The sequence below is a fragment of the Nocardia sp. NPDC047038 genome, assembly GCF_040644075.1.
GTDB lineage: Bacteria > Actinomycetota > Actinomycetes > Mycobacteriales > Mycobacteriaceae > Nocardia > Nocardia sichangensis.
This window is the reverse complement of record NZ_JBEYVQ010000003.1, coordinates 653422-680369: the sequence shown is the minus strand read 5'-3', so window position 1 is coordinate 680369 and position 26948 is coordinate 653422. Positions and strand designations below refer to the sequence as shown.

General features: G+C 68.8%; 24 protein-coding genes and 1 pseudogene. 11 read left to right on the top strand and 14 right to left on the bottom strand.

The genetic code is table 11. The features are described 5' to 3' along the window. The first annotated feature begins 51 nt into the window (after positions 1-51). Complete coding sequence (locus ABZ824_RS16365; RefSeq protein WP_355074525.1) at positions 52-1704, top strand: fatty acyl-AMP ligase; 1653 nt, start codon at positions 52-54, stop codon at positions 1702-1704. 33 nt (positions 1705-1737) lie between these two features. Here the strand turns inward: ABZ824_RS16365 and ABZ824_RS16360 are convergent, their stop codons facing one another. The 4 genes from ABZ824_RS16360 to ABZ824_RS16345 all read right to left on the bottom strand — a co-directional run bounded on the left by ABZ824_RS16360 (position 1738) and on the right by ABZ824_RS16345 (position 4721). After that, positions 1738-2205: a MarR family transcriptional regulator gene (locus ABZ824_RS16360; protein WP_356963868.1), complete on the bottom strand. Its 468-nt coding sequence runs from the start codon at positions 2203-2205 to the stop codon at positions 1738-1740. Positions 2206-2388: 183 nt separating this feature from the next. After that, the gene (locus tag ABZ824_RS16355) at positions 2389-3135 is read right to left on the bottom strand and encodes an alpha/beta hydrolase (protein ID WP_356963867.1); all 747 of its coding nucleotides are present in this window, start codon (positions 3133-3135) and stop codon (positions 2389-2391) included. Between the two features lie 403 nt (positions 3136-3538). Continuing rightward, positions 3539-4153, bottom strand: a complete 615-nt coding sequence (pth, locus tag ABZ824_RS16350) for an aminoacyl-tRNA hydrolase (RefSeq protein WP_355074526.1) — start codon at positions 4151-4153, stop codon at positions 3539-3541. Further along, positions 4119-4721: a 50S ribosomal protein L25/general stress protein Ctc gene (locus tag ABZ824_RS16345; RefSeq protein ID WP_355074528.1), complete on the bottom strand. Its 603-nt coding sequence runs from the start codon at positions 4719-4721 to the stop codon at positions 4119-4121. The genes pth and ABZ824_RS16345 overlap by 35 nt, the downstream gene beginning before the upstream one ends. A gap of 302 nt (positions 4722-5023) precedes the next feature. Between ABZ824_RS16345 and ABZ824_RS16340 the strand changes: the two genes are divergently transcribed. Continuing rightward, complete coding sequence (locus ABZ824_RS16340; RefSeq protein WP_355074529.1) at positions 5024-6667, top strand: peptide chain release factor 3; 1644 nt, start codon at positions 5024-5026, stop codon at positions 6665-6667. Position 6668: 1 nt separating this feature from the next. On the opposite strand, the gene ABZ824_RS16335 is transcribed toward ABZ824_RS16340, so the two are convergent. Further along, complete coding sequence (locus ABZ824_RS16335; RefSeq protein WP_355075029.1) at positions 6669-7220, bottom strand: nuclear transport factor 2 family protein; 552 nt, start codon at positions 7218-7220, stop codon at positions 6669-6671. Positions 7221-7649: 429 nt separating this feature from the next. Next, positions 7650-8528: an Abi-alpha family protein gene (locus ABZ824_RS16330; RefSeq protein ID WP_356963866.1), complete on the bottom strand. Its 879-nt coding sequence runs from the start codon at positions 8526-8528 to the stop codon at positions 7650-7652. Between the two features lie 136 nt (positions 8529-8664). Here ABZ824_RS16330 and ABZ824_RS16325 point away from each other — a divergent pair. Both ABZ824_RS16325 and ABZ824_RS16320 read left to right on the top strand, forming a co-directional pair. Then, positions 8665-10045: pseudogene (locus ABZ824_RS16325) on the top strand (hypothetical protein). Continuing rightward, positions 10036-10929 (top strand): Abi-alpha family protein, encoded by an 894-nt coding sequence (locus tag ABZ824_RS16320; protein WP_356963865.1) that lies wholly within the window; start codon positions 10036-10038, stop codon positions 10927-10929. The pseudogene ABZ824_RS16325 and the gene ABZ824_RS16320 overlap by 10 nt, the downstream one beginning before the upstream one ends. On the opposite strand, the gene ABZ824_RS16315 is transcribed toward ABZ824_RS16320, so the two are convergent. Then, on the bottom strand, positions 10926-11519 hold the full coding sequence (locus tag ABZ824_RS16315) for a TetR/AcrR family transcriptional regulator (RefSeq protein WP_356963864.1): 594 nt from the start codon (positions 11517-11519) through the stop codon (positions 10926-10928). The genes ABZ824_RS16320 and ABZ824_RS16315 overlap by 4 nt on opposite strands. Before the next feature lie 76 nt (positions 11520-11595). Here ABZ824_RS16315 and ABZ824_RS16310 point away from each other — a divergent pair, with 76 nt between their 5' ends. Then, positions 11596-12348, top strand: a complete 753-nt coding sequence (locus ABZ824_RS16310; protein WP_356963863.1) for an SDR family oxidoreductase — start codon at positions 11596-11598, stop codon at positions 12346-12348. 269 nt (positions 12349-12617) lie between these two features. Then, the gene (locus ABZ824_RS16305; protein WP_355074538.1) at positions 12618-13553 is read left to right on the top strand and encodes a 4-(cytidine 5'-diphospho)-2-C-methyl-D-erythritol kinase; all 936 of its coding nucleotides are present in this window, start codon (positions 12618-12620) and stop codon (positions 13551-13553) included. 292 nt (positions 13554-13845) lie between these two features. Here the strand turns inward: ABZ824_RS16305 and ABZ824_RS16300 are convergent, their stop codons facing one another. Then, entirely contained in the window at positions 13846-14694 is an 849-nt protein-coding gene (locus ABZ824_RS16300; protein ID WP_356963862.1) for an LLM class flavin-dependent oxidoreductase, read from the bottom strand. 292 nt (positions 14695-14986) lie between these two features. Between ABZ824_RS16300 and ABZ824_RS16295 the strand changes: the two genes are divergently transcribed. Both ABZ824_RS16295 and ABZ824_RS16290 read left to right on the top strand, forming a co-directional pair. Beyond that, on the top strand, positions 14987-16789 hold the full coding sequence (locus ABZ824_RS16295; RefSeq protein ID WP_356963861.1) for an ABC-F family ATP-binding cassette domain-containing protein: 1803 nt from the start codon (positions 14987-14989) through the stop codon (positions 16787-16789). A 100-nt stretch (positions 16790-16889) separates the two neighbouring features. Beyond that, positions 16890-17099 (top strand): cation transporter, encoded by a 210-nt coding sequence (locus ABZ824_RS16290; RefSeq protein WP_355074544.1) that lies wholly within the window; start codon positions 16890-16892, stop codon positions 17097-17099. 68 nt (positions 17100-17167) lie between these two features. On the opposite strand, the gene rsmA is transcribed toward ABZ824_RS16290, so the two are convergent. From rsmA to ABZ824_RS16275, 3 genes are all read right to left on the bottom strand, one after another. Further along, positions 17168-18049, bottom strand: coding sequence for a 16S rRNA (adenine(1518)-N(6)/adenine(1519)-N(6))-dimethyltransferase RsmA (gene rsmA / locus ABZ824_RS16285; RefSeq protein WP_356963860.1), 882 nt, complete (start codon positions 18047-18049; stop codon positions 17168-17170). 52 nt (positions 18050-18101) lie between these two features. Then, positions 18102-19229: a transglycosylase family protein gene (locus tag ABZ824_RS16280; protein WP_355074547.1), complete on the bottom strand. Its 1128-nt coding sequence runs from the start codon at positions 19227-19229 to the stop codon at positions 18102-18104. A gap of 206 nt (positions 19230-19435) precedes the next feature. After that, positions 19436-20263, bottom strand: a complete 828-nt coding sequence (locus ABZ824_RS16275) for a TatD family hydrolase (RefSeq protein WP_356963859.1) — start codon at positions 20261-20263, stop codon at positions 19436-19438. Between the two features lie 71 nt (positions 20264-20334). Between ABZ824_RS16275 and metG the strand changes: the two genes are divergently transcribed. Next, entirely contained in the window at positions 20335-21921 is a 1587-nt protein-coding gene (gene metG / locus ABZ824_RS16270) for a methionine--tRNA ligase (RefSeq protein WP_356963858.1), read from the top strand. Between the two features lie 211 nt (positions 21922-22132). After that, complete coding sequence (locus ABZ824_RS16265; protein WP_355074553.1) at positions 22133-22801, top strand: TetR/AcrR family transcriptional regulator; 669 nt, start codon at positions 22133-22135, stop codon at positions 22799-22801. A gap of 133 nt (positions 22802-22934) precedes the next feature. Here ABZ824_RS16265 and ABZ824_RS16260 read toward each other — a convergent pair whose 3' ends face one another. Further along, positions 22935-23687 carry an isocitrate lyase/phosphoenolpyruvate mutase family protein gene (locus ABZ824_RS16260; RefSeq protein ID WP_356963857.1) on the bottom strand — a complete coding sequence of 251 codons (753 nt, stop codon included), beginning with the start codon at positions 23685-23687 and terminating at the stop codon, positions 22935-22937. A gap of 78 nt (positions 23688-23765) precedes the next feature. After that, the gene (gene rsmI / locus ABZ824_RS16255; RefSeq protein WP_356963856.1) at positions 23766-24614 is read right to left on the bottom strand and encodes a 16S rRNA (cytidine(1402)-2'-O)-methyltransferase; all 849 of its coding nucleotides are present in this window, start codon (positions 24612-24614) and stop codon (positions 23766-23768) included. Positions 24615-24964: 350 nt separating this feature from the next. Here rsmI and ABZ824_RS16250 point away from each other — a divergent pair, with 350 nt between their 5' ends. Then, entirely contained in the window at positions 24965-26581 is a 1617-nt protein-coding gene (locus tag ABZ824_RS16250; protein ID WP_356963900.1) for a phospholipid carrier-dependent glycosyltransferase, read from the top strand. Positions 26582-26585: 4 nt separating this feature from the next. Here the strand turns inward: ABZ824_RS16250 and ABZ824_RS16245 are convergent, their stop codons facing one another. Continuing rightward, complete coding sequence (locus ABZ824_RS16245; protein ID WP_355074559.1) at positions 26586-26945, bottom strand: GntR family transcriptional regulator; 360 nt, start codon at positions 26943-26945, stop codon at positions 26586-26588. Between the last annotated feature and the right edge of the window lie 3 nt (positions 26946-26948).

Sequence of the window (26948 nt, the reverse complement as noted above, 5' to 3'; positions counted from 1 at the left end):
GTCGGGGGAGGCCGGTTCCCGGCAACGGTTGGTGATGGAGGAGTTGGGACTTTGAGCAGATTCACCGACGAGATGTATGCGACCGCACAGACCTCCGAGCGCGGCCTGGTGACCGGCGAGCCCGGCGCCCCGCTGCGGCGCACATGGTCGGAGATCCACCGGCTCGCCCGGCGCATGGCGGGCGGGCTGGCCGAAGCCGGTATCGGGCACGGTGACGCGGTCGGCGTGCTCGCGGGCATGCCGGTCGACATCGCCCCGGCCTGCCAGGCCATCTGGATGCGCGGCGCGTCGATCACCATGCTGCACCAGCCGACTCCGCGCACCGATCTGGTGGTCTGGGCGCGCGACACCGAAACCGTGCTGACCATGATCCGGGCGCGCGCGGTCGTGCTCGGCGCGCCGTTCGAGGCGGCCGAGCCGCTGTTGCGCGAACGCGGCATCACCGTCGTGCGCATCGACCAGCTGCCCGGCGGCCCCGACATCGATCCGGTGCCCACCGCCGAGGGCGATATCGCGTTGCAGCAGTTGACTTCCGGCTCGACCGGCTCGCCCAAGGCGGTGCGGATCACGCACGAGAATTTCTTCGTCAACGCCTACGCCATGTTCGACCGGGTGAAATTCCAGCTCGCGGACGATGTGATGGTCAGCTGGCTGCCGCTGTTCCACGACATGGGCATGGTCGGATTCCTCAGTGTCCCCATGCAATTCGGCGCCGAAGTGGTGTGCGTGACGCCGCTGGACTTCCTCACCAAGCCGCTGCTGTGGGCCGAGCTGATCAGCAAGTACCGTGGAACTGTCACCGCCGCACCGAATTTCGCCTATTCACTGCTCGCCCGGCGGCTGCGGCAGGCCGACGAAGGCGCGTTCGACCTCAGCAGCGTGCGATACATGTGGAACGGGGCCGAACCGGTGGACCCGGACACCATGGAGGCGCTGGCCGCGGCCGGAAAACGCTTCGGACTCAACCCGATGGCGCTCACCCCGGTCTACGGCATGGCCGAGACCACGCTCGCCGTGTCGATCCCCGACCCCGGGCACGGACAGGTGCTCGATGTGATCGACGCCGACCTGCTCGAGGCGATCGGCAAGGCGGTGCCCGTGCCGGTGGAGCACGGCCAACCGGCCAACATCCGGCGATTGCCCACCCTCGGCTATCTGGTCGACAACCTGGAGGGCCGGATCGTCGACAGCGAACGTCAACCGTTGCCCGCCCGCTCGGTGGGCGTGATCGAATTGCGCGGTCCCGCGGTCACTTCCGGCTATGTGACGGTGGACGGATTCCAATCGGCCCGGGACGACGAGGGCTGGCTGGACACCGGCGACATCGGCTACTTCACCGACGAGGGACTGATCGTGGTGTGCGGCCGGATCAAAGACGTCATCATCATGGGCGGCCGCAACATCTACCCCACCGACATCGAGCGCGCGGCGGCCAGGGTGGCAGGCGTCCGGCCGGGCAACGCGGTGGCGGTGCGCCTGGACGCGGGCCAGAAGCGGGAGAGTTTCGCCGTGGTGGTGGAGAGCGGCAGCCACCAGGATCCCGACGAGGTCAAGCGCATCGAGCGCGAGATCGTGCACTCGGTGTTCGCGGAGGTCGGCGCGCGGCCACGCACCGTCACCGTGCTCGGTCCCGGCGCACTACCGAAGACGTCTTCCGGCAAACTGCGCAGGGCCGCGACCGCGATGCATCTGCCGCGCGGCTGAATACGTCCGGAGCTACGGTCATCGAACGGCTTTTCAGCGGTTGCCCCGCCGATCGGCACGACGTCCGACGGCTTGGACCGCCGGGAACCGTTCGGCGAAACCGCGCAGTAGCTCGAGTGCGCCGGTCATGGGTTTGCCGACCGTGAGCTCGTCTATTGTTCGGTACAACCGCTCTTCGACCTCGGCGACACGGGAGGAGAGCTGCTCTCCGGCAGGCGTCAGCGAGAGCGTGACTCGCCGACGATCGTCCGTCGCGGATTCTCGCTCGATGAGGTCCATGGCGACGAGGCGATCAACCAGCCTGCTGGGACTTCCACCGGTCTCGCAGACCAGAAGTTCCCCGAGTCCGACCAGAGTCAGGGGTTGATGGTCGGCCAGCACCCGCAGAACCTCGGCCTGAGAGGGAGTCAGCCCCAACGGCCGCAGTTCGGCCGCGAGCATTCGATTACCTTCCCGCTGGACAGCCAATACGAGGTAGCGCAACTCTTCGGCCTGCCGCATCGAAAGGCCTCCTCACCACGTGACTCGAAGTATTGATGCCGTGTAATCGGATCACACGGCACCCACCGCCTGAGACCGGCCCCTCGCGACGGCGGACATCGGCCGCGCCACGAACACCCTTCCTCAGCGACAGTCCGGGTAGTACCGCGGCTGCGGCACTACCCAGCGCCGGATCCTTCCGACTCATGCGGGTGTGAAACTCCGCCGGGTCAGGCCGACCTCCTGGAGGAACTTCTCGACTGTCTGCGCGTAGGTTCGCGGATGAGAGAAGCGGAACATGTGTCCGGTGCGGTCCAAGACGACCTCGCGGGCGTCCGGGATTCCTTCGCGCAGAATTGTCGCGGCTTCCGGACCGATCAGCACGTCGTGCGAAGGAGTCAAAATCAGCGTCGGCACCTGGACCCGACCGAGACCAGCGGTGTAGTCGGCGTTCAGTGCGGCGACCGCGCGGGCGCCGAACGAGGCTGCGGGCGTGTTCTCCAGGAAGAACTGGCGACTATCGCTTTTACTCCAGGGGATCTGACCTTCGTTGTCATGCGGCGATGCCAGATTGTGCGCGTGCGCGCGAAGCGCCACCTGACGATAGAGGGGGCCGCGCATCTTCCCCATCACGCGCATGGCCGCCTTCAGCACCGGGGAGGAGATGGGATTGGCCGCGAATCCACCGGACAAGACCAGGCCCCGCAGGCCCCGGGGTCGGCGCACCGCGAGCGCCAAGGCGACATTGGCCCCGAACGAGTCGCCGACCAGCACGTACTCATCCAGATCCGCCACTTCGGCGGCGACCGCGTCGGCATAGATTTCCATGTCCGCCACGGCCTCGGGAAGTCGCATCGTGCGCATGGGCCGGTCGGCCAGCGGGACGAGCTGTTCGAGCTCCCACGGTGCGCCGGAGAAACAAGGAACGAAAACAAGCGTTGGATTACTCATGCCATTAGATTACACGACATACATGTCGTGTAATCTAATATGTGAGCAGCGTCATGCCCGGCGTCCCGCGAGATTGAGTGTCGGATAACTTAATGACACGACATGCAATTGGGGGATACGCGTCCCCGGATCGGATGCAACGGACGTCATCGTGCGCGATCGACACGTTCGCGATCCTCGGTGGAACCGGAAGGTCCGCTCAGCGGCCACTCGCGGTTACCGGAGCCGCCGTCATCGGCGTCTCGAACGGTGGATCATCGCGAAGTGCCGTCGGCCTTCATCGCCGAGGTCGGCAAGAAAGTCCACGAGCCGAGGGCGCCGCAGGACGATCGCTCCCCTGTCGTGATCATGCGGCCGAGTCCTTGCGAAGGTTGACCCGTTCCCGGTCCACAGCGCTTGCGGCTCAGTGCAATTGGTTTTGCGCGGTCTCGAGCCCGACGCGCAGCAGCAGTTCCACCGCGTCGGCGGCCTGCTCGATGATCACCGGGACCTCTTTGCGCTCCGGCGTGGAGAACGGCTTCAACACGTAATCGGCCGGGTCCTGGCGGCCCGGCGGACGGCCGATGCCGATGCGGGTGCGCAAGTAGTCCTTGGTGGTCAGGGCGCTGGAGACGGAACGAAGACCGTTGTGCCCGCCCTCACCGCCGCCGCGCTTGAGCCGGATGGAGCCGAACGGCAGGTCGAGTTCGTCGTGCACGACGATCACCTCGGTCGGCGGCACGGAGAAGAATTTCGCCAGCGCGGCCACCGGCCTGCCGGACAGGTTCATGAACGAACGCGGCTTGGCGATCAGCACCTGACGCCCGTCCAGCCGCGCCTGCAGCAGGTCGGCGCCGGATTTCTTGTGCACACCGAAACGGCCGCCGACGCGCTCGGCGAGCACGTCGGCGACCAGGAAACCGACATTGTGCCGGGTGCGCTCGTATTCGGGACCTGGGTTGCCCAGTCCGACGACGAGCGCGGGCCCGGCGGACGATTCGGTACTACTCAGCGCTCTCGCCCTCGGCCTCGCCCGCACCCTCGCCCTCGACGGGCTCGGCGGCCGGGGCGGCGATGACGTTGACGATCAGGGTCTCGGCATCGGCGGCCAGGTCGACGCCCTCGGGCAGCTGCAGCTCGCCCGCGGTGATCTGGGTACCGGCCTCGACGCCCTCGACGGAGACCTCGATGGCCTCGGGCAGCTTCAGCGCGTCGGCCTCGACGGAGACGGTGGTGGCTTCCTGGGTGACCAGGGTGCCGGGGGCGGCGTCGCCGGTGACGGTGACGTTCACGTCGGCGGTGACCTTCTCGCCGCGCTTGATGATCAGCAGGTCGGCGTGCTCGATGTAGCGGCGGATCGGGTGCACCACGACGGACTTGGTCAGCGCAAGCTGCTTCTTGCCGTCGATGACGAGGTTCAGCACCGCGTTGGTGCCGTGCTCACGCAGGATGGCGGCGAAGGCCTGGGCGTTCACCGACAGATGCTGCGGGTCGGCCTGGTGGCCGTACAGCACGGCCGGGACGTTGCCCGCACGACGGGTGCGGCGCGCTGCGCCCTTACCGAACTCGGTGCGTACGGATGCTTCGAGAAGGTTGACGTCGGACATGACTGGATCTACTCCTACGGCTCTTCCGGGCTGTCAGTTACACGTCAGGGGTGCTGCACACCTGACGGATGGTCTATTCGTCGGGGCGAAGACCGAACAGGGACGGCCGGAAGCCGCGCCGCGTCGATCACGGTGTCGCAAAACTGGTCTGCGGTCACCCTCGCCGAGACAACCCGAACACCATACCCCAGCGCAGAGGCGCTCTTTGAATCGGGTGGTCACCGGCGGTTCGGCCCGCGCTCGAGCGAGTCGCGTACGCTGGCGGGGTTGCCGATCGGTCGTCTGCGAAAGGTTGTCTTGCGTTGAGCGCCTCCCCTGAGGGTGTTGTCGCGCCCGCACCCCGTGGGTTATCCGCCGAGGTAGCCCGCCGGCGCACGTTCGCGGTGATCTCCCATCCCGACGCGGGCAAGTCCACGCTCACCGAGGCGCTGGCCCTGCACGCCAGGATGATCTCCGAGGCGGGCGCGATCCACGGCAAGGCCGGGCGCAAGTCGACCGTCTCGGACTGGATGGAGATGGAGAAGGCGCGCGGCATCTCGGTCAGCTCGACCGCGCTGCAGTTCAACTACCGGGCCAAGGGCTCCGATGTGGACAGCGTCATCAACCTGGTCGACACCCCCGGCCACTCCGATTTCTCCGAGGACACCTACCGGGTGCTCACCGCCGTCGACGCCGCGGTGATGCTGATCGACGCGGCCAAGGGCTTGGAGCCGCAGACGCTGAAACTGTTCCAGGTCTGCCGCCACCGTGGCATCCCGGTGATCACCGTGATCAACAAGTGGGACCGGCCGGGGCGGGCGCCGCTGGAACTGCTCGACGAGATCAACGAGCGGATCGGACTCACCCCCACCCCGCTGTTCCTTCCGGTCGGCATCGCGGGGGACTTCCGCGGCCTGCTGCGCCGCGGCCCGGACGGCGTCCCGCTCGAATACATCCACTTCACGCGCACGGCGGGCGGCGCGACCATCGCGCCCGAGGAGTCGATCACCCCGGAGGCCGCGGAGGCGCGCGAAGGCGAGCCGTGGAGCACCGCCGCGGAGGAGAGCGAACTGCTCTCGGCCACCGGCCAGGACCACGACCAGGAACTGTTCCTCGCCGGGCAGACCTCGCCGGTCATCTACGCCTCGGCGATGTTGAACTTCGGCGTGCGGCAACTGCTGGAGACCTTGGTCGCGCTCGCGCCTGCGCCCGGTTCGCGTCGTGACGTCGACGGCAAGCCGCGCGAGACCGGCGACCCGTTCAGCGCGGTGGTGTTCAAGGTGCAGGCGGGCATGGACGCCGCCCACCGCGATCGCCTAGCGTTCATGCGGATCGTGTCCGGCGAATTCGAACGCGGCATGGTGGTCACCCACGCGCAGACCGGTCGGCCGTTCGCCACCAAGTACGCGCTGACCGTGTTCGGCCGTGAGCGCGCCACCGTCGACACCGCGTACCCGGGTGACGTCGTCGGCCTGGTCAACGCGACGGCGCTGGCACCGGGGCACACGCTGTTCGTGGACAAGAAGGTGGAGTTCCCGCCGATCCCCTCGTTCGCACCGGAACACTTCGCGGTGCTGCGGGCGCGCAGCGCGGGCAAATACAAGCAGTTCCGCAAGGCCGTGGACCAGCTCGATTCCGAGGGCGTCGTGCAGGTGCTGCGCAACGACATCCGCGGCGACGCGTCTCCCGTGCTGGCCGCGGTCGGCCCGATGCAGTTCGAAGTGGTGACCGCGCGCATGCTCGCGGAGTTCAACGTCGAGACCACGATGGAACACCTCGCCTACACGCTGGCCCGGCGCACCGACGCCGCGTCGGCGGACGAACTCGGGCGGCAGCGCGGGGTGGAGGTGTTCACCCGCTCAGACGGTGCGCTGCTCGCGTTGTTCAGCGACAAGTGGCGGCTGCAATACATCGAGAAGGAGCACCCGGCGCTCACCCTGGAGCCCCTGGTCGCTACGGCCGACTGAGTCAGCCGGCCTCGGACTCCGGCCGCAGCGGCGCGGCGCCGGGGTCGCGTTCGATCGATGAGATGCCGTCCTCCTTGGCGATCAGGCCCCAGCGGCTGGAGGTCAGGCGCAGGCTGGGCAGGTCGCTGAGGGAGAGCACCACTTCGTAGGTGCGTTCGTAGCCGGTGTGCGAGATCCGCCACCGCCCGTCGTCGCAGCGCACGTAGCGGTCGGTGTAGAAGGCCGCGCCGCGCAGCAGCATGTTGTGGCCCGGAATGAGCACCGTGTCGGCGAGGTACCAGGTGCCGGTGGCGGTGTCGCCTTCGACATCGATCTCGGGGTGGTCACAGCGGTGTTCGGTGATCACGTGCGGCCCGAGCGTGTTGCGCATGAACGCGATGAAAGCCTCGCGCGATTCGAACTGGAGATATTCGCTGTAGGTCGCGGTCGCCTCGGGGATCATGGTGTCGGCGAAATCATCCCACGACTTGGTGTCGAGAGTCCGTAGGTACCGGTATTTCAACCGCGAGATCGCCGACACGTCGTCCGGCTCCCGCTCCTCGCCGCGAGTCAGGCGCGGGTCGTCGCGCACCCGCCCGAAGTCGATCGGCCCCGCGTCGAAGGGCAGCCGCTCGTCGGCGCGCAGGTCGCCGGGATCTCGTTCGCCGGTGCTCGCCGCCCGCTGACCACGGCTCGGCGCGGGACCGGCCGTGCCGATATCTCGCTCCTCGGGCTCTGGTCCGCTCGAATCTATGTCCACCCCGCCGCGCTCCTGCCGGCCCGGGGGAAAACCCGGGTCGTCGCGCTGCTGATTACCGGGACCCTTGCCCCGGTCGTTACGCGTTTGCCCAGCGATACCCAAACCTGGGTCGCCGCGCCCCTGCCCGCCGGTTCGCTGATCCATACCCTCAACAATCCCATCCCGAGTGCCGGATTGGGAGAGTTGTATCAGATTGCTATCGCGACGAGAGAGAACATTCCGACGAAGATCAACTTCGGGGTGTCAGCTTCCGATCGTGAAGCAGGTGCGGCAGAAGTCCTCACCGAACTCGGTCAGCCGGAGACTCTTGCGGACGATCTTCGGCGCCCGGCCCGCCTTCTTCAGCGCCGCCTCCACCACGGGCTGCACCTCCAGCACCATGTAGCGGCTCAGGACCACCGGATCGTCCGAGGTCAGCGTCAGCCCGAGGCGATTGAGGTTGATCAGGTAGGACCGCGACCGGTCCGGGTAGCGCACCCCGGCCTGCTCGGGCACCGAGGTGAGGTCGCCCTGCACCAGTTCCGAGCCGATCCCCAGCGGACGGTTGGTGCGCACGTCGACCGACGGCTGCGGGCCGTTGAGCGCCATGAAGCGCAGGATGCGCGCCTCGTCGGGAGCGATCTCGTCGAGGATGCGGTCGTAGGCCGGGTGCACGTCCTCGGTGAAGTAGACGTCGGCGGACCTGGCCAGCAGCGCGTCGCCGCGGCGGCGCAACTCCTCCGTGCTCGCCGAGCGCAGGTACGGCCCGACGGCCAGCGCTTGCTGCGAGGTGGGACCGTTGGAGGTCGGGACATAGCTGACGATCTCCCGGACCGACCCCTCGGTGACGCCGAGCGCGCTGCGAGCGATGGAGCGCAACGCGTTTCCGGTCCGCTCGGCGATCTCGGCCGAGGACTCCCCGTCCAGCGCGGCCTGGGTGATCTCCCTGGTGACCTCGTAGGTCGTGCCGACCGCCCATTGGCTTCCGCGCACGACGGTGCCCGCGGCCACTCCGGCCGCGCGGAACACACCGCGGATCAGCCGTGCCTCATTGCTGATCTGCCGCTGTTCGACATCCGAACTGCGCTCGACGGCGCGGGGACCTGGCCTTACCACGTCCTGTCCGGTCCTGTCGTCTGCCACGTTTTCTCCGATATCGCCGGGGGGAAACGAATCCGTCCCACAGATTACTTCCCCTTGTGTCGCGGGGCATTCGCACCGCCTGACTCGGACAGTGCGACCGGCACGCGGCGCGCAATAAGGTTTCTTCGCCGAGGGGGTGCTAGTTTTGGTTGCCGGTGAGGCGGCGATCACCGGTGTATCGGCAGGAGGGTGTCGTGTTAGAGAGCGTTTTCGGAATCCACCCGACGATCCTCCTCGAGCTCGTGACCATACCGCTTTTCACCGGCGTGATCGGCTACATCACCAACTGGACCGGCGTGCTCATGCTGTTCAAGCCGGTCGCCTTCCACGGCATCCGAGTTCCCGGTCTGCGCGCGCTGTATCCGTTCCTTCCCAAGCGAATTCAAGTTCTCCCGCTACTGAGCTACGACGGCCGGTTCGGCTGGCAGGGCATCGTCCCGTCGCGCGCGGACAAGATGGCCAGCATCGCGGTCGACAAGGGCCTGGCCAAACTCGGCAGCGTCGCGGACTTCTATCGGGAACTCGAGCCGGACAAGCTGGCCGAGCACCTAGCGAGCATCGCCGACGCGCAGATCAAGGACATCGTCGAGGACATCCTGCGCCGCGAGCATCCGCAGCTCTGGTACAACCTGCCCGCCCAGGTGCGCGACATGGTGCACGCCAGGGTGCGCCAGCAACTGCCGGAGATCCTGCGCGAGCTGACCGAGGAATTGGGCGCGAATATCGATCAACTGCTCGATGTGAAGCAGATGGTGATCCGCTACTTCCAGGCCCGGCCGCATCTGCTCAACACGCTGTTCCAGGTGCTCGGCGCGAAGGAACTGCGTTTCATGCAGAACTTCGGTTTCTACTTCGGCGCGCCGATGGGTGTGCTGCTGGTCGCCATCCTGCATCTGACCGGCTGGTCCAGCCTGGTCGTGCTGCCGATCGGCGGCGTGATCATCGGCTGGGTGGTCAACTGGATCGGCATCAATATGATCTTCGCGCCCGCGTATCCGAAGTGGTGGGTCCCGTGGCGGCAGGGCCTGCTGATCAAACGCAAGTCCGAAATCACCGACGGATACGCGGAATTGGTTTCCAGCCAGGTGATCACGGTGGCGAATATCGGCGACGAGTTGCTCAACGGCCCCCGATCGGACCGCACCATGCAGATGCTGGAGGACACGCTGCGCCCGGCCGCCGACCGCGCGCTCGGTCCCGCGCGTCCCGCGGTCAAGTTCGTGCTCGGCAGCCGCGAATACGACTCGCTGCAATCGACGTTCACCAGCGAAGCCATGGCCATCGCGCCGATCGCGTTCGCCGACCCGGAATTCAACGTCCGCCAGGGCAGGCAGATCAACGAATACATCGCGAGGCAGATGGCGATGTTGTCGCCGCCGGACTTCGTCGACATGCTGCGCGCGGCCATCAAGCAGGATGAATGGCTCCTTTTCGTCCATGGCGGCGTGTTGGGGCTGTTCGCCGGATACGCTCATATCCTGATCTTCGGAACGGGAGTGGCGACATCATGGCTGTAGCGGGTCCGGACGACGGCGATATCCAGGCCGTCGAGCACCTCGACGCGACGGCGGCGAATGCCGAGCCATCGCGGGAGATCGCCCGGCGGCCGGCTTCGGACATCGCGCACACCGACGAATTACCCAGACGGGTAACGGTTCCCCTCGCCACCGTGCGTGCGGCGACAGGCGTCGCGCGGGTCGCGTGGACCGCGGTCACCGGGGTGACGTCCTGGAGCGTCGGCACCGCGGTCGGCGTCACCTCGACCGTCGTACGGCGCAGCATCGAGGGAGCGCCGCCGCGAGAAGTGCTGGCCGAGGCCGAGTCCGAGGTCCGTGACGCGATGCGCAAGGCGCTCGGGATGCCCGCCGCCACGGAACCGTCCACGCAGGAAACGGTGCCGACGCTGCGCGAGCAGGGAGCCGCGCTGTTGCGATTGTCGGCCAGCCCGCACGGCGAGGACGACAACCATCCGGCCTTCGCGGGCATGCTCGCCGAGCTGACCCCGGACGAAGCGCGCATCCTGCGCTTCCTGCATCTGGACGGGCCACAGCCCTCGATCGACATCCGCACCGGCCGCCCGCGCGCGCTCGGCTCCGAACGCCTGGGCTCGATGCTGACGCTGATCGGCGAGCACGCGGGCCTGCGCTTTCCGAACCGGATCCAGCAGTACCTGACCAACCTGCGCAGGCTCGGTTTGATCGAGCACGCGCGCGAGCCGGTCGGCAATCCCAACCGGTACCAGCTGCTGGAGGCGCAGTCACCGGTGCGGGAGATGCTGAAGCGCTCCGGCTTCGGCACCAAGGTGATCTACCGCAGCGTGGTGCTCACCGACTTCGGCGCGGACTTCGTGCGCACCTGCCTGCCGGTGGTCGTGCAGGACGGACGCGCCTCGGGCCACTAGGGCCCCCAGCCGCGCAGCGCCATCTCGGCCACCCGCTCCAATTCGCCCCGGCCTGCTCCGTCGCGCGCCGCCTGGGACATACCCTGCATCACCGTGCCGACGTAGCGGGCCAGCGTGCGCGCGTCGAGGTGGCTCGGCAGGACGCCCGCGTCGATGTCGGCCTGGATGCGCGCGGCGAACGTGTCGATGTTCCGATTGCGCATATCGCGCAGGAGATCGGCGATCTCGGCGCTGGTGGTGTTGACGCCCGCGCTGATCACCAGACAGCCGTGCGGGCATTCCGGCCGGGTGTATTCCGTCGCCGCCTCGCGCAGAATCCGCCGTACCGCCGCCTCCGCGGTGTCCTCCTCGGCCAGCGCCCGCGCGACGAATCCGCCGTAGCGGTCGCCGAATTTCGCGACGACCTCGCCGAACAACGTCTTCTTGTCCCCGAACGCCGCGTACAGGCTGGGTGCGCCGATGCCCATGGCCGCGGTCAGGTCCCCGATCGAGGTGGCCTCGTACCCCCGGGCCCAGAACAGCCGCATGGCCTTGTCCAGCGCCGCGTCCCGATCGAAGGATCGCGGCCGCCCTCGGGTCGTCGTGCTCATGGCGCAATTTTATAGCGATCACTAGAGAATGTGCTACCTTACTTTCTGTAGCGGTCGCTAGAGAAAGGGGCGCGCCATGGGCGCACTGACGGGCAAGACGGCACTGGTCACCGGGAGCAGCCGGGGCATCGGGCGAGCGATCGCCGAACGACTGGCGCGTGACGGCGCACGCGTCGCGGTCCACTACAACCGCGACGAACAGGCGGCGAAGGCGACCGTGGCCGCGATCGAGGCTTCGGGCGGCGCGGCATTCGCGATCCGCGCCGAACTGGGCGTGCCAGGCGACGCCGAGACGCTGTGGGCGGCCTTCGACGCGCACGCCGACGGGCTGGACATCCTGGTGAACAACGCGGGCACCGACGGGATCAGGGAGCCGATCGCCGGAACCGACGAGGCGGCGTTCGACCGGGTCTTCGCGATCAACGCCAAGGCCCCCTTCTTCATCACCCGCCTCGGCTTGGACCGGTTGCGCACAGGCGGGCGGATCGTCAACATCTCCACCGGACTGACCCACGGCGCGTACATGCCGCAACTGATCGCCTACACCATGACCAAGGCCGCGCTCGATAGTTTCACCAGCGTGCTCGCGAAGGAGGTCGGCGCGCGCGGCATCACCGTGAACGCGGTCGGGCCGGGGATCATCGACACCGACATGAACGCGAACTGGCTGCGCAACGCCGAAGCCCAGGCGTCGGTGGCGACGATGTCCCCGCTCCACCGCGTGGCGCAGGCCGACGACGTCGCCGACGTCGTCGGGTTCCTCGCCTCCGACGACGCCCGGTGGGTGACCGGGCAGTGGATCGATGCCACCGGCGGCGCGCTGCTGTAAGCGCCTTTCTCGCGCGCGAGCTACGGACCCGCATCGCCCGGCCGCTCCTATCAGGCGTACCTCCGCCTTCGCTGCGGCCATGCGCAGGCTGAGGACGGACTCCGTCCCACTGCACCTATTAGGCGTACCTTCGCCTTCGCTGCGGCCATGCGCAGGCTGAGGACGAACTTCGTCCGACTGCTCCTATCAGGCGTACCTCCGCCTTCGCTGCGGCCATGCGCAGGCTGAGGACGGACTCCGTCCGGCTGCAGCTATTAGGCTTTAGCACCGTGCTGTCAGTTGTGCCGAGTCCCGTCACCGTGCGGGCGCCGTCGAAGGTGAACCTCCATCTCGGAGTGGGCGACCTGCGGGCCGATGGCTACCACGACCTGACCACGGTGTTCCAAGCACTGTCCCTGAGCGACGATCTGGAGATCGCGCCGTCGGCTTCGCTGGCCGTCCGGGTCACGGGCGAGGGCGCCGCGGAGGTGCCGACCGACCGGACGAATCTGGTATGGAAAGCCGCCGTCCGGCTGGCGCACCTCGGCGGCCGCGCTCCCCTGGTGGAAATCGCCATCACCAAAGGCATTCCGGTGGCAGGGGGCATGGCGGGCGGCAGCGCCGACGCCGCCGCCGCGCTGGTCGGGCTGAACGAACTGTGGGACCTGGGACTGTCCAGGGAGGAACTCACCGCGGTGGCGGCCGAACTCGGCAGCGACGTGCCGTTCGCCCTGCACGGCGGCACCGCGCTGGGCACCGGCCGCGGCGAGCGCCTGTTGCCGGTGCTGTCCCGCAACACGTTTCACTGGGTGCTCGCGTTCGCCAAAGGCGGCTTGTCCACTCCCGCGGTGTTCGCCGAACTCGACCGGTTGCGCGAGCACGGCGAACCGCCCCGGCTCGGCGAGCCGCAGCAACTGATGCAGGCGTTGGCCTCCGGCGATGCGCGGCAGCTCGCACCCCTGCTCGGCAACGATCTCCAGGCGGCGGCGGTCTCGCTGAAGCCGGAACTGCGCCGCACGTTGCGCGCGGGCATCACCGCGGGTGCGCTGGCCGGATTGGTCTCCGGTTCCGGGCCCACCTGCGCGTTCCTCTGCGAGAGCGAGGAGTCGGCGATCTCGGTGGCCGCCGAACTCGCGGGCGCGGGCGTCTGCCGCAGCGTGCGGACCGCCAGCGGACCCGTGCCGGGCGCGCGCGTCCTCAGCGGCGACGCACCCGGTAAGCACTGACCGCCATTGGCCGCGAACGGGCGCGGCGGCTTGCGGCCGACGCCGCAAGCCGCCGCGCGGGCACTTCAGGCACGGTCCCTGCCGAACCGTCCGTAGCTCCGGCGGGGTGTCCACTGCGCGGTGGCGATGCCGACACTGCGGCGAGCACGAAACCCTACGTGGCCTGCCGATACGCGCGGGAACGCTCGGCATCACGGCCCTGCGCGCGACCGTTGCGGTACGCGGGTCGGCGAGCCGATCAAGCGGGAACGCTCGGCATCGCCGCATCCGTGTGACCGATGCGCGGCCTCGCTCAGGCCAGCAGGTCGGCGAGCCGATCGACCTGATCGGCGTCGTGACCGTAGCAATAGAACATCACCTCGTCCGCGCCGAGATCGCCGAATTGCGCCATGGCGGTGCGGATCCGCGCGGGCGTGGTGAGCATGCCTTCGAGCATGCCTTCGGCGCGGCCGGTGAACGCGTAGTAGGCGCCCATCGACGCGCGTGCGTCTTCGATGACGTCGTCCGGACCGAGCGCGACGTTGACCTGGGCGACGATCCGCGGCGCGCCCGGTCGGCCGTGGTCGGTCCAGGAACGGCGCACGGTGTCGAACAGCCCGCCCGCCCACGACGGCGGTGCGGCGGCGAGAAAGCCACCGCCCCAACGGCCGACGCGCTCGAGTGCGGCGGGCTGGAAACCGCCGAACAGGATCTCGGGCCCTTCCGGGCGCAGTGGCGCGGGGCCGATCGGCCCGCACTCCTCGCCGTAGGGCTCACCGGCCCACAGGCGGCGCATGAGCGCGACTTGCTCGTCGAGGCGGCGGCCCCGGGTGCGCAGGTCGGTGCCCGAGGCGAGGTGGTCGTCGGCGCGGCCGCCGACGCCGAGGCCGAGCACCAGCCGCCCGCCGGACATCCGGTCCAGCGTGGCGGCCTGTTTGGCGAGCAGCACCGGGTCGCGCAACGGCGCGAGCAGTACTTCGGTTTGCACTCGGACGCGGCTGGTCGCGCCGGCGATCGCGGCCAGCGCGATCAGCGGTTCGGGATTGTCGTAGACCAGCCGGTCGAGCAGGCCGAGCGTGCGGAACGGGCCCGCGTCGGCGCGCCGAGCCCAGTCGAGCAACGCGGCGGGATCGGAGATGGGCAGGCCGAGGCCGACGTGCATGAGAATCCTCCAGAGAGCATGCGGAATGGGAATAGTGCCGCCCGCCGACGCCTTCGGATAGGAGGCGGGCGTCCCACTCTGCGGCTGTACTTCTGGGGAGCGCCGATTCGGTTGCATGAGAACGAACAGCGTTCGTTCGCGATCAATCTAAACGAACATTGTTCGTACCGCAAGCTCGCCGCCGTTCGCCGGGACGACAGGCGGTCCGCCCCCATCGGTACGCTGGCCCGGGGCCCCAGGGCCGCGACAGGTAGGTCTCATCGGACCGCCCCCGCAAGACACGGAAGGATCCATGTCCAACCTGATCAATCTCGAACAGGTCCACAAGAGCTTCGGGATCAAGCCGCTGCTGGACAACGTCTCGCTCGGCGTGCACGCGGGCGAACGGATCGGAGTCGTCGGCCTCAACGGCGGCGGCAAGACCACCCTGCTCGAGGTGCTCACCGGCATCGAGGAACCCGACAGCGGCCGGGTCAGCAGACTCGGCGGCCTGCGCATGGCTGTGGTGACGCAGCGCGGTGTGCTGCCCGCGGGCGCGACGGTCGGATCGGTGGTGCTGGCAGGGCTGGCCGACGACGCCATGACCGACGAGGTCGCCGAACACGAATGGGCCGCCGACCCGCGCATCCGCTCGGTGATGGACGGCATCGGCATCGCCGGCCTCGGCATGGACACCCTGGTGGACAACCTCTCCGGCGGCGAGCGCCGCCGGGTCGCGCTCGCCGCCGCGCTGGTGCGCGAACTCGACCTGCTCGTGCTCGACGAGCCGACCAACCACCTGGATGTCGAGGGTGTGCAGTGGCTGGCCGCGCACCTGCTCGGCCGCCGCAGCGCGCTGGTCGTGGTGACCCACGATCGCTGGTTCCTCGACACCGTCGCCACCAACACCTGGGAAGTGGTCGGCGGCAAGGTCGAAAGCTACGAGGGCGGTTACGGCGACTGGATCTTCGCCCGCGCCGAGCGCGCCCGCCAGGCCGATGCCTCCGAGGCCCGGCGGCGCAATCTGGCCCGCAAGGAACTGGCGTGGCTGCGGCGCGGCCCGCAGGCGCGCACGTCCAAGCCGCGCTACCGGGTCGAGGCCGCCGAAGCCCTGATCGCCGACGTGCCGCCGCCGCGCGACAGCGTCTCGCTGGCCGCCTTCGCGCGCAAACGCCTCGGCCGCGTGGTCGTCGAGCTGGAGGACGTCACGCTCACCACGCCGGACGACCGGGAATTGGTGCGCGACCTGACCTGGCGGCTGGCGCCGGGCGAGCGCGTCGGCCTGGTCGGCGTCAACGGCTCGGGCAAGACGACGCTGCTGCGCGCCCTTGCGGGCGACGCCGACGCGACCTTGGCCGCGGGCAAGCGCATCCAAGGCCAGACCGTCCAGATCGGCTGGCTGCGCCAGGAACTCGACGACCTGCCCACCGACCTACGCGTGCTGGAGGCGGTGCAGCAGGTGGCGCAGCGAATCATGCTGGGCGACAAGGAGATCTCGGCGGGACAGCTGGCCGAGCGACTCGGTTTCACCCCCGCCCGCCAGCGCACGCCGGTCGGCGACCTGTCCGGCGGCGAGCGGCGACGCCTGCAGCTGACCCGCATCCTCATGTCCGAACCGAACGTGCTGCTGCTCGACGAGCCGACCAACGACCTGGACATCGACACCCTGCAACAGCTGGAGGACCTGCTCGACAACTGGGCCGGCACGCTGGTCGTGATCAGCCACGACCGGTACCTCATCGAACGGATCTGCGACTCGACCTGGGCGTTGTTCGGCGACGGAAAGCTCACCAACCTTCCGGGCGGCATCGAGGAGTACCTGACCAAGCGCGCGGCCCTCGCGGCGAACCAGACCCGCACCGCCGCACCGGATGCCAAGCCCGCCGACGCCCCGGCCACCGATTCCGCGGCCTACCGCGCGGCCCGCAAGGAGCTGACCCGGTTGGAACGCGCCATCGACAAGCTGTCCGAGCGCGAGCAGCGCTTGCACGTCGCGCTGGCCGACGCCGCCACCGACCCGGACAAGCTGGTCAACCTGGGCGCGGAGCTCAAGCAGGTGCTCGCGGAGAAGGAAACGGCCGAAGAGCGCTGGATGGAACTGGCCGAAGGCGTGTGAGGCCCGGCCGCCTCTTGCGGACTATACCCTGAGGGGGTATCTTTCGAGTGTCGGGGTACCCCCCGCCCGTATGAATGATATGGATGTGAAGGAGTCGGACATGCCCACCACCACCACTTACACCGTCACCGGGATGACCTGCGGGCACTGCGTCAGCTCCGTCAAGACCGAGATCGGCAAGATCGACGGCGTGACCGGCGTCGATGTGGATCTCGCCAGCGGCGCCGTCCGCGTCGACAGCACCGCGCAGATCGCCGACGCCGACATCGTCGCCGCCGTGGACGAAGCGGGCTACGAAGTCGCCGTCTGACCGGTCGCCACCAGTGGTTCCGCGCACCGGCCGACGCCGGTAGCGGAGCCACTGTTCTGTGCGACGCGCTACGCCTGGGCCGCCAGCCGGACGAAGGCGGCGGTGTCGAGGGTTTCGCCGCGAGCCGTGGGAGCGATGCCCGCGGCGAGCAGACGGCGCTCGGCTTCGGCAGGCGAACCGGCCCAGGCGGCGAGGGCGGCGCGCAGCGTTTTGCGCCGCTGCGCGAATGCGGCGTCGACGACTTCGAAGACGCGGCGGCGGTGCTCGTCGTCCATCGGCCACGGCGGCTCGGCGAAGCGGTCGATCCGGACCAGGCCCGACTCGACCCGCGGCACCGGCCAGAACACTTGCGTGCCCACCGCCCCCGCACGCCGGACGGTCCCGAAGAAGCCCGCTTTCACGCTGGGCACGCCATAGATGCGGCCGCCGGGCTCGGCGGCCAAGCGATCGGCCACCTCGGCCTGCACCATCACCAGAGCGACCGCGATGCCGGGCAGTTCGGCGAGCAGATGCAACAGCACCGGGACGGCCACGTTGTACGGGAGATTGGCTACCAGCGCGGTCGGCGCGGCGGGCAGGTCCGCCGCGGTGACGCGCAGCGCGTCCGCCTCCACCACCGACAGTCGCTCCGCGAGTTGCGGAGCCCGGTCCGCGACGGTCACCGGAAGATGGCGCGCCAGCACGGGATCGATTTCGACGGCGACCACCGAGTCCACCACGTCCAGCAGCGCGAGGGTCAGCGAACCGAGACCGGGCCCGACCTCGAGCACCACGTCCCCGCGCCCCACCCCGGCGGCCGCGACGATCCGCCGCACCGTGTTCGCGTCGTGCACGAAGTTCTGCCCGAGCTGCTTGGTCGGCCGGACCCCGAACCGCTCGGCGAGCACCCGCACTTCGGCGGGCCCGAGCAGCGCCGCACTCCCGCGGGCGGAAATATCAGGTTCGGACACCTCGAGAATCTATCAACCGGCATACCCGGCCTGCCGCGACGTCTCCCCCGCGTCAGCTGATGCCGAGGCGACCGGTGCAAGCGGGCCAGGCGCCCCAACCCTGCCGCTGCCGGGTGATCTCCGCGATGGCGATCTGTTCTTCCCTGGTGGCCAGGTCCGCGCGGGGGGCGTACCGCAGCCCGCCCTGCCGCTCCCAAGTGCCTTGGTCGAACTGCACACCGCCGAAGTAGCCGTTGCCGGTGTTGATCGACCAGTTGCCGGTCGACTCGCAGCGGGCCAGCGCGTCCCAGATCGCGCCGTCGCGCACCGGGGGCACCTCGGTGCCAGGCTTGGCGCCCTTGCGGACGGTCTTCGGCTTCGCCGCCACGGTGACGGTCGAAGCGACCGGTTTACGGTCCACTTCCTGGCCGTTGACCATGGTGACCGCGAAGGTGACGTTCTGCACGCCGGGAGCGCCGGGCGACTCCACCACCGTGCGGCTCATGTTCATCTCCGGGTCTTCGATGACGTTCTCCGGCGGGTCCAGCGGCATCGTCTCGGTCTGCTGTTCGACCCGCTTGCGCGTCACGGTGACGTGCAAGCCGTTCGTCAGGGGCGTGGCCGCGGCCGGTTCGACGGAGTCCTGCTCGAGCAGCGGGATGCCGGTGACCTCGAGGAATTTGCCGACGGTGGGCGCGGCGGCGCGCACGTCCACCGGATTGCCGATGCCGTCGACCAGCGAGACCACGCGCGGAGTCGCGATGGTCAGCGTCCCGCCCTGCAGCGGGAGCCGCTCGTCGCGGGCGGGCGAGACGTACACCTCTTTCGGGATCTTCAGCTGTTCGAGCGCCTCCCCCGCGGTCACCCCGGTGGTCCAGACCTTCTGCGTCATACCGTCGACCGACAGGTCGACCTCTTTCGCGCGGTTGAGCGTGATGGTCGCGCCGTCGGCGATGTGCGCGGCCAGTGCGGGCGCCACCTTGTCCCGGTCGGTCACCGCGAAGCCCGCGGCCTTCAACACGCCGCGCACGTCACGCGACATCGTGGTCTGGAAGAGCTTCTCGCCGTCCACGACGACGGTCACCGTCTTGCGATTCACGATCGCGAGACCGGCGCCGACGATCAGCGTCAGCAGCAGTGCGCCGACCGCGATGTACAGCAGCGGCGAACGCGACTGGTTGATCCGCATGAAGGGGGACATGGTCACAGCACGATAACGAGGGGGCAGGGCGCCGACAACAGCAAGCTCCGGAACAGGGCCTTTTCAATGTCACGATCGAATATCGACCCCGCAGGTAAATCACAAAACGGAACGCCGAAAGTGACATAGGACACATTTCGCATACAGCGATGCATTCCGGGCATCCGTGACGCCCTCGGGTACGCGCCCCTTGGCGGGCGCCCCGCTCAGATCCGGTAGACGCGACGCGCGTTGGCGGTGGTGATCTCGGCCAGTTCCAGCGGATCCTGCTCGCGCACCTCGGCCAGCGCCCGCACGGTGTACGGCAGGCAATACGGCTCGTTCGGCGCTCCGCGGAACGGATGCGGGGTCAGATACGGCGCGTCCGTCTCGACCAGAATCTGGTCGTCGGGCACCACCTTGGCCGCCTCGCGCAGTTCGTGCGCGTTCTTGAAGCTCACCGTCCCGGAGAAGCTCAGGATGTAGCCCTCGGCCACGCACGACAGGGCCATGTTCGTGTCCGAGGAGAAGCAGTGGAAGATCACCCGCTCCGGCGGACCCTCGTCCAGCAGCACGGTCAGCAGGTCGTGGTCGGCCTCGCGGTTGTGGATCATCAGCGGCTTGCGCACCCGCTTGGCCAAGTCGATGTGCCAGCGGAAGCCCTCGATCTGGGTCTCGATGTCGGCGCAGCCGTCCAGCTTGCCCGGCCAGTAGTAGTCCAGGCCGGTCTCGCCGACAGCGACCACCCTCGGGTCCTCGGCCAAGCGCTCGAGCTCGGCCTTCGCCTCGTCATCGAGCGCGTTCGCCCTGGTCGGATGCAGCGCGACAGCGGCGAACACCCGATCGTCCCAGTGCGCGGCCCGCACCGCCCACCGCGCGGCGTCCAGATCGTCGGCGACGGTGACCACCCGGCCGACCCCGACCGAGGCGGCCCGGTCGACGATCGCGACGGTCGACGCCGCGTCGGTCGCGCCGCAGGCGTCCAGGTGGGTGTGTGCGTCCACGATCGGCGCCAGCGGCTCGGGCAGCTCCGGCGCGGAACGCTTCGCGCTCATCGGCGGCCACCCCGCGGCGCGGACGCGGGGACCCGCGAATCGACGAGGGGCATATTCACGCGAGCGGAAGAATGCACGCGCATTACAGTAGACACACCATGAGCGAAGTCGACCGCCCCGCCTTCTACATCACCACGGCCATCGCCTATCCGAACGGCGCGCCGCATATCGGGCATGCGTACGAGTACATCTCGGCCGACGCCATCGCCCGCTTCAAGCGCCTCGACGGCTACGACGTCTTCTTCATGACCGGCACCGACGAGCACGGCCAGAAGATGCAGCAGGCCGCGGCCGCCGAGGGCATCCCGGTGGAAGAGCTCGCGGCCCGCAACTCCGACGTGTTCGAGGCGCTGGACAAGACGCTCGACATCTCCTTCGACCGGTTCATCCGCACCACCGACGCCGACCACCAGGCCGCCAGCGTCGCCATCTGGGAGCGGATGCTGGCCAACGGCGACATCTACCTCGGCAACTACTCCGGTTGGTACTCGGTGCGGGACGAGGCGTTCTACACCGACGAGGAGACCACGGTGCTGGAGGACGGCACCCGCATCTCCACCGACTCCAAGACGCCGGTCACCTGGACCGAGGAGTCGAACTACTTCTTCCGGCTGTCGGCCTACCAGGACAAGTTGCTGGCGCTCTACGACGAGCATCCGGAATTCATCGCGCCGGCGACCCGGCGCAACGAGATCGTCAGCTACGTCAAGGCGGGTCTGAAGGACCTGTCCATCTCGCGCACCACCTTCGACTGGGGCGTGCCGGTGCCCGACCATCCCGACCACGTCATGTACGTGTGGGTGGACGCGCTCACCAACTACCTCACCGGCGTCGGCTTCCCGGACACCTCCTCCGCCGCCTTCGGCAAGTATTGGCCCGCCGACGTGCACATCATCGGCAAGGACATCACACGCTTCCACACGGTGTACTGGCCCGCGTTCCTGCTCTCGGCCGGAGTGGAGCTGCCGAAACGCGTATTCGTGCACGGATTCCTGTACAACAAGGGCGAGAAGATGTCCAAGTCGGTCGGCAACGTGGTCGACCCGCTGGAGCTGGTCGACAACTACGGCTTGGACGCGGTGCGGTTCTTCCTGCTGCGTGAGATCTCCTACGGCCAAGACGGCAGCTACAGCCACGAGGCCATCGTGAGCCGGATCAACAGCGACCTGGCCAACGAGTTCGGCAACCTGGTGCAGCGCAGCACCAAGCTGGTCGCGCGCGACTGCGGCGGCGTGGTGCCGACACCCGGCGAGTTCACCGACGACGACCGCGCCCTGCTGGATCTGGCGGGCGGTCTGCTGGAGCGCTGCCGGGCCGAATTCGACGCCCAGCAGATGCATTTGGCGCTGGAGGCGATCTGGCTGACCCTGGGCGAGACGAACCGGTACTTCTCCGCGCAGGCGCCGTGGGCGCTGGCGAAGTCGGGCACCCCGGAGGATCTCGCTCGCGAGGCCACCGTGCTGTACGTGACGCTGGAGGTGCTGCGCATCGTCGCGATCCTGGTGCAGCCGGTGCTGCCGGGGTCGGCGGGCCGCATCCTCGACCAGCTGGGGCAGCGGAGCCGGACGTTCGCGGACATCGCGACGCCGATCGAGCCCGGGTTGGCGTTGCCCGCGCCGGAACCGGTGTTCCCGAAGTACGTCGAACCGAAGGACTGACCGCCTCCGGCCTGCCGTAACGGTAAGGCGCACAACACTTTAGCGGTGTTCCACGGCGACATGCCCACGAGTGGATCCACCTGCCTTCCCGCCGTGGAATGTGTTGTCGGATAATGAAACACCGGTTCGCGGCCTGGCGACGCCCCGGACCGTGTGCGATCGGTACGACGACGTTCCGTTCGGAATCGGTTCCGGCACAGAGAGGGCACACATGGGCCAGCAGCACGCGACGGCATCCGTTCACCGGTCCGGTTTCGCCGAGCGGCATCGGGCGGCACGCGAAGCCGTGCTCACGTCGCAGCGCGGCAGGCTGGTCGAGGCGATGGTGGAGTCCGTCGACAACAAGGGATACCCGGCCACCACCCTCACCGACATCGTTGCCAGGGCCAGGGTTTCGCGGACGACCTTCTACGACCACTTCGCGAACAAAGAGGAGTGCTTCGCCGAGGCGGTGCACACCGGCGTCGACATCATGGCGACCCGGATCGTGGACGAACTCGCCCAGCTGCCGCCGGACGCCGACGCCTACGCGAAGATCGAGTCCATCGTGGTCACCTTCTGCCAGACCGTCGCCACCGAGCCCGATTTCGCCCGATTGGTGCTCGTGGAGTCGTTCAAGGTGAACCAGGAGGCCGTCGGCTACCGCGACTTGGCCGTCGACCGGTTCGCCCAGCTGTACCGGGTGTTCTACGACCAGGCGCGGGCGGCGGACCCGACGCTCCCCGAACTGTCCGACGGGCTGATCGCCCTGATCCCGGACGCGATCGGCGAGCGCACGCGGCGGGTCATCGTCTCGGACGGACCCGCGCGCGTGCCGGATCTGGCGCCGCTGTTCGTCCAGTTCGTCATGAGCGCCCTGGGGCTTCCGGTTCCCTCCTAGAAGGCACGGCGACCGTCACCGGGATGGCGTCTTCGCCGCTACCCGACGCACCGCCGCCCCACCGGTCACCCGGTGGGGCTCGGGCACCGTCGTCGCGGCGACCGGATACCGCTCACACAGCTGTTCCGCGATGTCACTTCCAGCGGTCGAGCAGGGTATTGATCTCCTTGGTCAGCGCGGCCTGCAGGAACGGACCGAAGGTGATCCGCGCGACGCCCTGGTCGGCGAGGGCGGCCTTGTCGGCCTGATCCGGGAGGACGGTCGCGCTGATCGGCAGCGGCAGCTCGCCGGTCAGGCGGCGCATGTCGGCGTCGGCGTGGCGGCCCACCGGGAACAGCACGTCCGCACCCGCCTCGGCGGCCAGCCGCAGCCGCTCGATGGCGCGGTCCACCCGGTCGGCCTCGTCTCCGTCCTGGCGCAGGAGCAGGTCGGTGCGCGCGTTGATCACCAGGTGCACACCCGTCTCGTCGGCGGCCTTGCGCAGTCCGTGCACGAGGTCGGCGTGTTCCTGGCCCGTGCGCAGGCGCTTGCCCTCGCTGTGCACGGTGTCCTCGATGTTCAGTCCGATCGCCCCTGCCTCGAGCAGGCCCTCGACCAGCCGCGCGGGCTCCTGTCCGTAGCCGGACTCGATGTCGACCGACACCGGGACGTCCACCGCCGCCGTGATCTGCCGTACCCGGGTCAGCGACTCGTCGAACGTCATCCCTTCCCCGTCCGAGCGGCCGATCGAATCGGCCAGCGGATGACTGCCCACCGTCAAGGCCGGAAAGCCCGCCGCCACGGCGACTTTCGCGGACCAGGCATCCCACACCGTCGGGAAGACGCCCGGATCACCCGGCACGTGCAACCCGAGAAACGTCGTGGCCTTGCTCTCCAGAGAAGTCATACCGATGATCATGCCCGCCACCCCGCTTCGGGTCGACCACCCGCGCGGAGCGAACCGCACAGCCGAAGTCGCGGTCGGCTAGGAAGTGCGGCGCGCGGCGAGAACCGCGTCGTAGAGCTCGCGACGCGACACGGCGTGGGCGGCGGCGACCTCGGCGCAGGCGTCTTTGAGGCGCAGGCCCGCGGCGGTTCGGGATTCCACGGCGTCCACCAGGTCCGCTGGATCGGCGGCGGCGGGCTGGGCGCCCGCGAGCACCACGGTGATCTCGCCGCGTGCGCCATCGACGGCCCACTCGGCCAGTTCGGCCAGGGTCCCCCGGATCACTTCCTCGTAGGTCTTGGTCAGCTCCCGGCAGACGGCGGCGCGGCGGTCCGGGCCGAGGATCTCGACCGCGTCGGCCAGGCAGTCGGCGAGCCGATGCGGCGCCTCGAAGAAGACGCAGGCGCGTGGTTCGGCGGCCAAGGTACGCAACCATTCCCGGCGCTGGCCGGATTTGCGCGGCGGGAATCCGTCGAAGCAGAACCGCTCCACCGGCAGGGCCGACAGTGCCAGCGCCGTGGTCACCGCCGAGGGACCGGGCAGGCAGGTCACCGGCAGATCCCGCTCGACGCACGCCGCCACCATGCGGTAGCCGGGATCGCTCACCGACGGCATGCCCGCGTCGGTCACCAGCAGCACCGTACGGCCGTCAGCGATCTCGTCGAGCAGCATCGGAATCCGGGCGGTCTCGACGTGATCGTAGAAACTGACCACCCGGCCGGAGATCTCGACACCGAGCGCCTTGGCCAGCGCCCTGGTGCGGCGGGTGTCTTCGGCGGCGACGACATCGGCCGTCGCCAGCGCTTCGCGCAGGCGCTGCGAGGCATCGCCGACATCACCCATCGGCGTCGCCGCGAGCACCAGCCCGCCCGCCGTCTCGTAAGCCACCGCACTCCTGTCCGCATCACGTATCCGGCGACAACCGCCAACCCGCAGCCTATCCACCGACGCCACCGGCCCCAGCAGCTACCGGCGGCAACGAGGTTCGGCCGCACCGGCGGAAGCGATCCCGCATGCCTTCGAGACGAATCTCACTCACGCCGGCAGCCGACCGCGAATCCGCCGGGCTCGTTCTCGACACGTACAGCCGATCTCGTGAGCACATGGGTAACTCACCGGGTACGCCCAAAACTACAGCGGCACTCACGCAGGACCTGAACGCGAATCCCGAACCACCCAACTAGTACGGCCTGAAGACCCGGAGAGGCGGAGGAGCATACGATCGGGGCGTGACCCAGGTGACCGACCAGCGCGCGACCGCACGGTTCGGAACCGTGCCATCCTGGTCGAGCCCGGGGCCGCTGCGGCCGCCACGCGACTTCGGGCCGACCGACCGCGCGCGCGGCTGGCTGGTGACCGCGTTCCTCACCGCGATCGCGGCGGTGACGCGCTTCACCATGCTCAACTACCCGACCGACGCGGGCACCCCCGTGTTCGACGAGAAGCACTACGCTCCGCAGGCTTGGCAGATGCTCACCGGCGGCTGGGTGGAGGACAACCCCGGCTACGGGCTGGTGGTGCATCCCCCGGTCGGCAAGCAGTTCATCGCGATCGGCGAGGCGATATTCGGCTACAACGGCTGGGGCTGGCGTTTCACCGCCGCGCTCGCCGGAACGGTGCTGGTGCTGCTGGTGATCCGGATCACCCGGCGGATGACACGCTCCACCCTGATCGGCGCGATCGCGGGCATCCTGCTGATCGCCGACGGGCTGACCTTCGTCTCCTCGCGCATCGGCATGCTCGACATCTTCATGGCGTTGTTCGTCACCGCCGCCTTCGGCTGCCTGATCGTCGACCGCGACGAGGTGCGTGCTCGGTGCGCGCGCGCCGACGCGGAGGGCCGGATCGGCGTGACCGACTGGGGACCGCGCCTCGGGGTGCGCTGGTGGCGCTTCGGCGCGGGCCTGCTGCTCGGGCTGGCCTGCGGAACCAAATGGTCCGGCATCTATTTCATCGCCGCCTTCGGCTTGATGAGCGTCTACTTCGACCTCTCGGCGCGGCGGCTCTACGGGGTACGCCGTCCGTGGCTCGGGGTCGCGCTGCGGGACATCGGGCCCGCGCTGTACGCGCTGGTGCTCGTGCCGCTCGGCATCTATCTGGCCAGCTACTGGGCCTGGTTCGCGAGCGAGACCGGCGTGTACCGGTACATGCCCGGCAATCCGTCCGCGCCGACGGACCCGATCGGCACCGGAGGATTCTGGTCGCATGTGGTGCCGGGCGCGCTGCGTTCGCTCTGGTACTTCAACGCCAGGTCGCTGGAATTCCACACCGAACTGACCAATTCGGCGGGCAACCATCACCCTTGGGAATCCAAGCCGTGGACCTGGCCCATGGGCCTGCGCCCGATGCTGTACTACTACGCAGACAGCGGCGTCACCGGTTGCGGGCAGACCCAGTGCGTGAAGGCCGTGATGCTGATCGGCACGCCCGCCATTTGGTGGGTGGCTTTTCCGGTGCTGGCCTGGATGCTGTGGCGCGCGGTGGTCCGTCGCGACTGGCGCCACGGCGCGGTGCTGGTCGGCTACGGCGCCGCGCTGCTGCCCTGGTTCGCCACCCTCGACCGGCAGATGTACTACTTCTACGCCGTCCCGATGGCTCCGTTCCTGGTGATGGGCGTGGCGCTGGTGCTCGGCGACGTGCTGGGCCCCGCGCACCCCAGCACCATCCCGCGCAGCCCCGCCGGGATCTACCTGCCCACCCCGCCGAACGAACGGCGCAGCCTCGGACTACTCGCGGTCTGTCTCTACCTGGGCCTGGTGATCGCCAACTTCATCTGGCTGTGGCCGATTCTCACCGCGCTACCGATCACCCCGGGCAACTGGCACGACCACCTCTGGCTCCCCAGCTGGAGATAAGAGGTCAGGCCTCGAGTGCCGCCTGCACATAGCGCAGGGCGGTGGCGTCGTCCAAGCCCAATCTGCGCACCGTCGCGACGTAGGCGGTGGCCGCGCGGCCCGCCACGTCGCGGGTCGGGTCGCCCGAGGAGGCGATGAACGAGCCCTGCCTGCCCCGGGTTTCGACCACGCCGTCCGCCTCCAGCTCGCGGTAGGCGCGTGCCACCGTGTTGGGGGCGAGGCCGAGTTGAGCCGCAAGGGCGCGGACGGTCGGGATCTTGGTTCCGGCGGTCAGTTCGCCGGAACGCACTTGGGCGATGATGCCGAGGCGTAGCTGCTCGTAGGGCGGCACAGTCGAGTCGTGCGAGACGGTGATGGTGAACATGCC